Raw genomic sequence first — 7725 nt, 5'->3', positions numbered from 1 at the left:
CCGCCTCAAAGGGGCGGCTAGTTTTGGTGGCAGGTGCATGGTTTACCATTTACTGTTCATTGCCTTTTTATATAATTCTTTTGACAAATCCCTAAAACGTATTATTTTATTTTAATATTTTTGTCGGATTTTTCGTAAGCGCATAAATGGATCTTTCCGCACTTGGTTGAAATTGATGTGTTAAAGTTATATAATACATTAAAAACATATTTACCAAGAGGGATATTTATATGGACGAATTTATTAAGTTACTTGACCCAGCCTATGAATGAGTATTCCGGGCGATTCTGAACCGCCATTCCGGTGATGCAGTACCGCAGTTCCATTTTCAACGATACCGCGATTCCGGGAATCGGATACCGAGGTTCCGGTCAGAGGGTACCGTTTCCTTTATAATGAATTCATACGCTTTGCGGCGTAAATTCATTACGAAGGAGGTCACCATTTATGACCAAGTATCGTGAGATCATCCGGCTTGCCGGATTGAATCTCAGTCAAACCAACATTGCCCTTAGCTGCAATGCATCCAAGACAACTGTCAACAAGGTGCTGAAGGCAGCCAGAGAGCAAAATCTTGTCTGGCCTCTGGATCCTAAACTTAGCGATCCAGTCTTAGGCAAGTTGCTTTTCCCTGAAGTGAAGGCAAAGCCAGCTACTTCAAAGCGGATGCCCGATTTCGAGCATGTCCGCAAAGAGCTTCTTCGGAACGGAGTGAATAAGAAGCTCCTTTGGACAGAGTATCTTGAAGAATGCCGTCTCTCCAAAGAAGAACCACTTATGTACTCTCAGTTCTGCTACTACATCCAGCAGGATGAGCAGAAGCGCCGCGCTACCATGCATATCAATCGCAGGCCCGCAGAACAGGTCGAGGTCGACTGGGCAGGTGATCCGGCGCACATCATCGACCCAGATACCGGCGAAATTCTGGATGCTCAGATTTTCGTGGGTGTTATGACCTACAGTCAGTATCCATACGTGGAAGCCTTTATGGATCAAAAACAGGCGTCATGGATTGCAGCACACGTTCACATGTATGAGTACTTTGGCGGTGTTGCAAAGATCCTCGTACCGGACAACTGTCGCACTGCTGTGGATTATAATAATAAAAGCTGGAATGATCCACGGATCAATGCCGTATATCAGGAAATGGCAGAACACTATGGCACCGCCATTATTCCGGCACGCGTCCGATCTCCAAAGGATAAGCCTAATGCCGAGGGCAGTGTAGGCAACATTTCCACATGGATTACCGCCTCGCTACGGAACGAACAGTTCGTAAATGGTAAACCATGCACCTGCCACCAAAATCAGCCGCCTCAAAGAGGCGGCTCCAAATGTTCTGTTTTATCTTACGGCAGGATATTGGCAGTTTAGGGGACCATGGCATAAGATTGATGTTGTCAAGATTGGTTGACACATTTTTCTCAAGGACGTCAAGGACTATGCTGCTATACGTAGAGAATCATAGTATCTCTGTCGCTTGATCAGGGGAGGAAGACCACCGTTGGTGGTGCAAATCCTCCGATTGTTCCAATAACTGATAAAGTATCTCCAGATTAGAGACTTCAGTTCGGATACAGTCCGTTTTTCACTGTTGTATCGGTCATACAATAATTCTGTCTTTAGACGCGCCCACATGCTTTCACAACGAGCGTTGTCATGGCATCGTCCACCAGCACTGTTCATACTTTGGGTGATTTCATATTTCTTCAGGGTGCGGCGATAAAGTTCACTGGTGTACTGGGTACCACGATCGGAGTGAAGCACTGCACCTCGAATTTCAGGATATGCGATAAAAGCATTTTCCACCGTATGCTGGCAAAGCGTTGCCTTCATCGTGGTTTCCATTGCCAGTCCCAGTACTGCTGAATCAAAACAATCGAAGATTGCTGAAACATAGAGTTTTCCATCTTTTGCTTTGATTTCAGTGATATCTGTCACGCATTTTTCAAGAAGCTTTTCTGATGTGAAATTTCTCTTAAGAAGATCATCCGATTTACGAGCCTCACGGTCGGCTTTCGTAATTCCTTTCGGATTACGCTTAGGACGATGACTGAGGCCGATTTTTTCCATGACTCTGTAAACGGTACGCTCACTGGGGATAGGAATGCCATCAGGCTGTTTAAGCGTTAATGCCTGGAACATACGTACACGTCCATAGGTGTCGTTGCAGATGTCCTCAGCATGGATTTCAAGCATGGTATCTGCAAGCGTCTGATATTTCCATGGACGGTCTTTTACGGACAAATATTTATAAAATCCCTGACGGCTCACATGTAGCATACGACAGTAAAAAGCCAGTTTTCCCTTGACGGTGCCATCGTCAGTCTTAATCGCAATAAATTTCATTCTTTCGCTCTTAGAGACTTCCGACGGCTCGCTGCGAAAAAAGCGCTGGCTTCTTCCAGAAAATCGTTTTCTTCTTTCAGACGGCGAATTTCTTTATCCTGATCGTTCACGCGTTTTCGAAGCATGGTTAGCTCCTCGGCAAGGCTCATGGCAGATTCAGGGGTATGGGAACCCTCTCCAATATCCAGTTGCCCGGTTCTTACGGCTTTAAGCCAGGTATGGATAGTTCCTTCAGGAATTCCTAATTCTTTAGCGGCTTTCGCACCACCGATTTCTTTTGCAAGCTTAACTGCCTGCACTTTGTACTCGTGATCGTATTTACGTTGACTTCGTGCCATAGTTGGGCACCTCCTCATTCTCTTGATTATACTATGAAATCCCTGAGAATAGGCTGTCAACTTTATTTATACACCATCACAATGAAAGGTGTCCTTTTTGATTGCTTATACAGAAAAAACAGTAACTTTTAATTCAATATGAGAATTCCCCGCTTTGCCAGATGAATTCCTGACAAAACGGGGAACTTTTTATCTTAAAAGCGAAATCCCTGGCGGTTTTTCAGCACCTGAAAATGCCGAAAATACCGGGAATGTAAGGCCTTTTTTATGCATCTTTTTCCGCGAAAATCATGTGGTCTTTATGGCTTTAGGCTGTTCAATATCAATGCCTGACATCAGCCAGTAGAACTCACGCCAAGTAAGATTGCGGACCTCAGATCTGTCTCTTGGCCATCGGTAGGAGCCCTGGGCAGTCAGTCGTTTGTAGATCATGACAATGCCATCCGGTTCTTTCAAAATAGCTTTGATTCGGTCACATTTACGGCCGCAGAAAAGGAAAAGTGCATGGTCAATTTCCATGGAAAACTGATCCTGGATAATGGCACACAATCCATCAATGGATTTGCGCATGTCTGTCCTTCCACAGACGATATAGATCGCATCAACACTGGAAATATCCGCTAACATAACGGCTCCTTTAATGCATCTAACAGAAGCTTCAAAAGAACAGGCTGTACATCGTTGCTCATGCGTACCAGCAGACCTTTTGCTTCGATTTCAATCGTATGTGAATTGTCAAGGTACATGGATCTGTTTCTCGCATTCGGAAGCAGTTCTGCCGGAGAAGTCTCCGGCTCTATGGCGATCTGGACCACATCCTGTTTATGGGATGTAAGATCCAGAGTGCTGGCTTTTCCAGCTGGGTCAGGTATCTGGCAGGCCTTTTTACGAAGACGGGTAACCGCATTGTAAAAACAGCTGGGAGAAATCCCATGTTCATTGCACCATGCAGCATCCGTCAGACCGCTTTGTCTGCATTCGGTTATCAGATCCATCCACTCATCCAGGGAACGCCCTGGGGCACGTTTGTCAGCCATAATGAAACCTCCATATGTAGTGAATTTCTATCTCCTATCAACGGAGTATAGTAAAAATCTATTTACTATCATCATTATGGACTATAAAGCGGCAGGTGAAAAGCTACCCAGAATTTATGCGCTTACGATTTTTCCAGAAAATTTTTCTGGAAAATAGTGTCCTTAATAATATGCTATACTACCAAAAGAGCAGTAAAAATACTTAATCATATGAGGAGGGCTTTATCATGTACGATAACCACATTTATTGCATGGAATATAAGGATTTAAAGCACAAGATTATAGATATCATTAATGGAGATGATAATACAGATATTGATGATATCGCTGATCATATTCAGGAACTTTATGATGCTGGGGAGATGGCAGCAACACAGTATGATGATTTGATGCGGTACATTCAGGATTTACAGTAAAAGTTTAGTTGTACCAGATGTAGCTTTAATCAGAGTATCCTTCCAGAAAATTTTTCTGGAAAGGGAATTTGGTTTTCATGCTTTATAATAGAAAACGTAAAGAACAAAATGCATTGTTCCAGATCAAACCAAACACGCAGGTATAGTTCATCGGTAGAATATCAGCCTTCCAAGCTGAGGAGGTGGGTTCGATTCCCACTACCTGCCCTGAAAATTATATAAGAACGGAGGAAATGAAATGCCATTACAGGATGAACTTGGAGCTCGGATGAAGGAGTTCTATGAGGAGATACCAAAGACAAAGTTAATGCGGAGGACGCCGGTTGCCATCAGAGTGGATGGGAAGTCATTCCATACATTCACACGTGGAATGCAGAGGCCTTTTGATGAGATTTTAATAAAGACCATGCAGCAGACCATGCAGTACCTGTGTGAGAATGTGCAGGGGACAGTAATGGGATACTGCCAGTCGGACGAGATCACATTGTTGCTTATAGACTACAAGAAATTCAGTTCAGCTGCATTTTTTGACTATGAAGTCCAGAAAATGTGTTCCATAGCAGCAAGTATGGCTACGATGGCATTCAATAAGTTCTTCCGTGAAAATGTAGAAAATTCACAGACAGAAGATGAAAAATACCGTTTTGCACTGGAAAAAGCAGAACAGAGAGGGGCTATGTTCGATGCCCGCTGTTTTAACATTCCCAAAGAAGAAGCTGCCAATTTACTGTACTGGAGGCAGCTGGATGCGACCAGGAACTCCATACAAATGGTAGGCCAGTCAAATTTTTCACACAAGCAGATCTACGGTAAATCTTGCAGTCAGATCCAGGATATGCTGATGCAGGAGAAAAATATTAACTGGAATGATTTTCCGACGCACTTAAAGAGAGGAAGCTGCTGTATCCGTAAGGAAAATGAAGAAGCCGGAAGACCTAACTGGATGATTGATAGGGAAATCCCCATCTTTAAGGGAGAAGGGAGAGAATACATAGAGAAACTCATCTTTGTAGGAGAAGGAATGGAGGCAGCGAGATGATCAAGGAGTATGTGGATGCCTGGTTCAGAAACAGAGACAAACTGAAGAAGTACTTTGAAACACATACCCAGGAACAGTATGGGCAGAACTACACAGATATGTTGAAGACAATCATAAAAGTCATTATCAATGATCCGGAAGAAATCCTGGATGAAACACGGATCATTGAGAGGGACCTGACGGATTATTACCAGGGAGATTATATCTGGTTGATCCCTCGAAAAAATGAATATTATGATGAGCCGACAGTGGTAGATTGTGTCTTTTGCTATGTAAAATACGGGAGCTGCTGCGGATGTGATACATTGATGGGTATTTATGAAGGCTTTGGAGAGGACAATCAATGGGGAGAAGGACTGCTGCCAAGTGAAAGACGTGTCAAGGATTATATGTATCTTTCTTTGCAGCTTCTTCAAAATATGAAACCATTAATGACTCTTGAGGAAGCAAGACAAAACTATGAAATTAAGTATGAAGATTATATGAAATAAAAATACAGGAGGAACAGAAATGAGAGAATTATTAATGATCCATGCTCTTGATGAAAGAGATTTACTCAGGTCCAGGATTATTGGAAAAATAGGTAAGATCACTTTTCTTGATTACAAGAAGCAGTGTGAGGAGAGAACCGCAGAAACACTTATGGAGGAGAAGGCGTTCTGCGATAAGGTAAAAGATGAGTTCCAGAGTATCAAAGATCTGATCAGGAACTATGATGAGCTTGATGCTGCGATCATAGCCAGTAATGCTACAACCGTCGTAAAGACGAAATATGGTAACTATACAGTGGCAGCAGCCATTGCATTAAAGCAGAGATTGAAGTTATCCAGTGGCAGGGATATTAATAAAGCAGCTCTTCTTCTGGATAAAAATCTTGACTTGAAGAAGGACTTTGAGTCTGAAATGATCGGTGTAATGCAGAAGCAGATGATCGACATTATGGCAAAGCTTAAGAATGCTCAGACGGCGCTGGAAGCTTCTGCCGAAGGAATGCGTAACAGCATTTTAGGCGGAGATAAGGCAAAGAAAGACTCCGCTTCCATAGCTGTTGTGGATGAATATCTGAAGAAAAACAGCTACAAGCTTGTGGATCCTTTAAGCCTGGCTGATAAATTACAGTCTTTGAAAGAGGAGCGGGAGGATCTGTATAAGGAACTGGATACAGCAGTCAAGATCTCTAATGCAACGACTACGATCCAGGTAAACTTCTAAAATATATGCCTGCATGGCGAAAACTGAAACCTCAGCCACCCGCTACGGGGTAAACGTAGCAAAAAAAGGATTGGAAATCCTGATTATGAGTTCGACGGTTGAACATACGGCGTATGGACCGTAGGGAGCAGGTTCGATTCCTGTATAATCATAAGAGTCTGATTTCTTTTTTATGATAGATGTTTTGTCAAATAAGATTTCTGGTTGTGTTATCTGGTTTTACTTTACAATGTTTTTCGTAAGTATTGGTAAAAAACCCGGAAATAAGGTTTTGAGTGCGGTTGAGTTGGCTCCAGGTATCCTCCGGGCTGCCATGCAGGCATTATTAAAAATTCATAGAAGAAAAATAGAATATGCCTGTATATCGAAAATCTGAAACTTTAGTCCCCCTTAGCTGCAGGGGTAAATGCAGCCGTATGAAGGCAGTGTTTGGGACACTGATATCTTCTCCATAGAGCTCGATGGTTGAGCACATGACTCTTAATCATGTTGAACAGGTTCGATCCCTGTTATGGAAAAAATATGGTTTGTTTCTTTTGTGTGATCATTCGTTTGTTGTGGATCTTTTCTGGTTTTATCGTTTGTTTATTATTTATATATTTTTGTGTGAAATATGGTAAAAAACCAGGGGAACGGTTTAAGCAGGACTAAACTGGCTTCAGGTGATCCGCCTGGCTGATATGCAGGCATTATTTTTCGGAGGAAAAGATGAGGGTAGGAGAAATAAGTACAGAAAGATTGATATTGCGCCATAGTGACCAGGACAGAGATGGTTGGAAGTTTTTGATGATGCTGGAAGAAGAGGGAGACTTCCGGATCTTTACAGGAGTGGAGTATTCTGAGAAGTATCGGGATGATTTTCTGGATTATTTTGAGGTTACGCATGGAAATCGCTGTTATTATTCTTTGTTTCCAAAGGAGGATCCTGAAAAATTTATTGGATATGCGGGATTTCATACAAGTTGCATCCGGGGAAACAGGGATGAAAAACGATATGAACTTGAGTTTTATGTGTCCAGGAAATACAGGAATAAAGGATATTGTGCAGAGGCAGCAAAGAAATTGATAGAGCTGTTATTTGCTGAAAACATAGAGATAGATGGAGATGGGTGTAAGGTCACACCGGATGAAGTATATGCGAAAACATTATCGAGAAATTTTCCAGCGATCAGGGTTTTGGAAAAACTTGCTTTTATAAAGTCAGATGAAAGTCCGGCAACGATAATGAGTGAGTTTGTGGATTTTGAGGACGAAGAGTCCTGTTTAGAACTTATATCTGAGTATAAATTACTAAAACTTCCCACACCGATGTGGTGTGTTGAACCTTGAAAATT

General features: G+C 42.4%; 10 protein-coding genes and 2 tRNA genes. 8 read left to right on the top strand and 4 right to left on the bottom strand.

The genetic code is table 11. The annotated features are described in order from the left end of the window. The first annotated feature begins 447 nt into the window (after positions 1-447). Positions 448-1374, top strand: coding sequence for an IS21 family transposase (gene istA, locus DW251_RS17460; protein WP_347474693.1), 927 nt, complete (start codon positions 448-450; stop codon positions 1372-1374). Positions 1375-1440: 66 nt separating this feature from the next. Here the strand turns inward: istA and DW251_RS17455 are convergent, their stop codons facing one another. From DW251_RS17455 to DW251_RS17440, 4 genes are all read right to left on the bottom strand, one after another. Then, positions 1441-2349, bottom strand: coding sequence for an IS3 family transposase (locus tag DW251_RS17455; RefSeq protein WP_118301889.1), 909 nt, complete (start codon positions 2347-2349; stop codon positions 1441-1443). Continuing rightward, entirely contained in the window at positions 2346-2687 is a 342-nt protein-coding gene (locus DW251_RS17450; protein ID WP_243035038.1) for a transposase, read from the bottom strand. The genes DW251_RS17455 and DW251_RS17450 overlap by 4 nt, the downstream gene beginning before the upstream one ends. A 288-nt stretch (positions 2688-2975) precedes the next feature. Then, a complete protein-coding gene (gene tnpB, locus DW251_RS17445) occupies positions 2976-3314 on the bottom strand; it encodes an IS66 family insertion sequence element accessory protein TnpB (protein ID WP_118301887.1) in 339 nt (112 codons plus the stop codon). Continuing rightward, the gene (locus DW251_RS17440; protein WP_118301886.1) at positions 3308-3724 is read right to left on the bottom strand and encodes a hypothetical protein; all 417 of its coding nucleotides are present in this window, start codon (positions 3722-3724) and stop codon (positions 3308-3310) included. Before DW251_RS17440 ends, tnpB begins: the two co-directional genes overlap by 7 nt. A 227-nt stretch (positions 3725-3951) precedes the next feature. On the opposite strand from DW251_RS17440, the gene DW251_RS17435 reads away from it, so the two are divergent. The 7 genes from DW251_RS17435 to DW251_RS17400 all read left to right on the top strand — a co-directional run bounded on the left by DW251_RS17435 (position 3952) and on the right by DW251_RS17400 (position 7720). Next, the gene (locus DW251_RS17435; RefSeq protein WP_118301885.1) at positions 3952-4140 is read left to right on the top strand and encodes a hypothetical protein; all 189 of its coding nucleotides are present in this window, start codon (positions 3952-3954) and stop codon (positions 4138-4140) included. A 136-nt stretch (positions 4141-4276) separates the two neighbouring features. Continuing rightward, positions 4277-4347: transfer RNA gene (locus DW251_RS17430), tRNA-Gly, on the top strand. Positions 4348-4378: 31 nt separating this feature from the next. Further along, positions 4379-5179, top strand: a complete 801-nt coding sequence (locus tag DW251_RS17425) for a tRNA(His) guanylyltransferase Thg1 family protein (protein WP_118301884.1) — start codon at positions 4379-4381, stop codon at positions 5177-5179. After that, positions 5176-5670, top strand: coding sequence for a hypothetical protein (locus DW251_RS17420; protein WP_118301883.1), 495 nt, complete (start codon positions 5176-5178; stop codon positions 5668-5670). Before DW251_RS17425 ends, DW251_RS17420 begins: the two co-directional genes overlap by 4 nt. A 19-nt stretch (positions 5671-5689) precedes the next feature. Continuing rightward, entirely contained in the window at positions 5690-6391 is a 702-nt protein-coding gene (locus tag DW251_RS17415; RefSeq protein ID WP_118301882.1) for a hypothetical protein, read from the top strand. Between the two features lie 447 nt (positions 6392-6838). Continuing rightward, positions 6839-6909 (top strand) — tRNA-Lys (locus DW251_RS17405). 190 nt (positions 6910-7099) lie between these two features. Next, entirely contained in the window at positions 7100-7720 is a 621-nt protein-coding gene (locus tag DW251_RS17400) for a GNAT family N-acetyltransferase (protein WP_118301880.1), read from the top strand. Positions 7721-7725 lie beyond the last annotated feature (5 nt).

Source organism: Clostridium sp. AM22-11AC, assembly GCF_003473545.1.
Classification (GTDB): Bacteria; Bacillota; Clostridia; order Lachnospirales; family Lachnospiraceae; genus Enterocloster.
Note: the sequence above shows the minus strand (reverse complement) of the source record. Positions and strands in the feature narration are given on the sequence as shown.

Bases quoted from the DNA above. Each gene is read 5' to 3' on its own strand.
- DW251_RS17450 (WP_243035038.1), bottom strand. From the start codon at position 2,687: ATGGCACGAAGTCAACGTAAATACGATCACGAGTACAAAGTGCAGGCA.
- DW251_RS17435 (WP_118301885.1), top strand. From the start codon at position 3,952: ATGTACGATAACCACATTTATTGCATGGAATATAAGGATTTAAAGCAC.
- tnpB (WP_118301887.1), bottom strand. From the start codon at position 3,314: ATGTTAGCGGATATTTCCAGTGTTGATGCGATCTATATCGTCTGTGGA.
- DW251_RS17415 (WP_118301882.1), top strand. From the start codon at position 5,690: ATGAGAGAATTATTAATGATCCATGCTCTTGATGAAAGAGATTTACTC.
- DW251_RS17400 (WP_118301880.1), top strand. From the start codon at position 7,100: ATGAGGGTAGGAGAAATAAGTACAGAAAGATTGATATTGCGCCATAGT.
- DW251_RS17425 (WP_118301884.1), top strand. From the start codon at position 4,379: ATGCCATTACAGGATGAACTTGGAGCTCGGATGAAGGAGTTCTATGAG.
- istA (WP_347474693.1), top strand. From the start codon at position 448: ATGACCAAGTATCGTGAGATCATCCGGCTTGCCGGATTGAATCTCAGT.
- DW251_RS17420 (WP_118301883.1), top strand. From the start codon at position 5,176: ATGATCAAGGAGTATGTGGATGCCTGGTTCAGAAACAGAGACAAACTG.
- DW251_RS17455 (WP_118301889.1), bottom strand. From the start codon at position 2,349: ATGAAATTTATTGCGATTAAGACTGACGATGGCACCGTCAAGGGAAAA.
- DW251_RS17440 (WP_118301886.1), bottom strand. From the start codon at position 3,724: ATGGCTGACAAACGTGCCCCAGGGCGTTCCCTGGATGAGTGGATGGAT.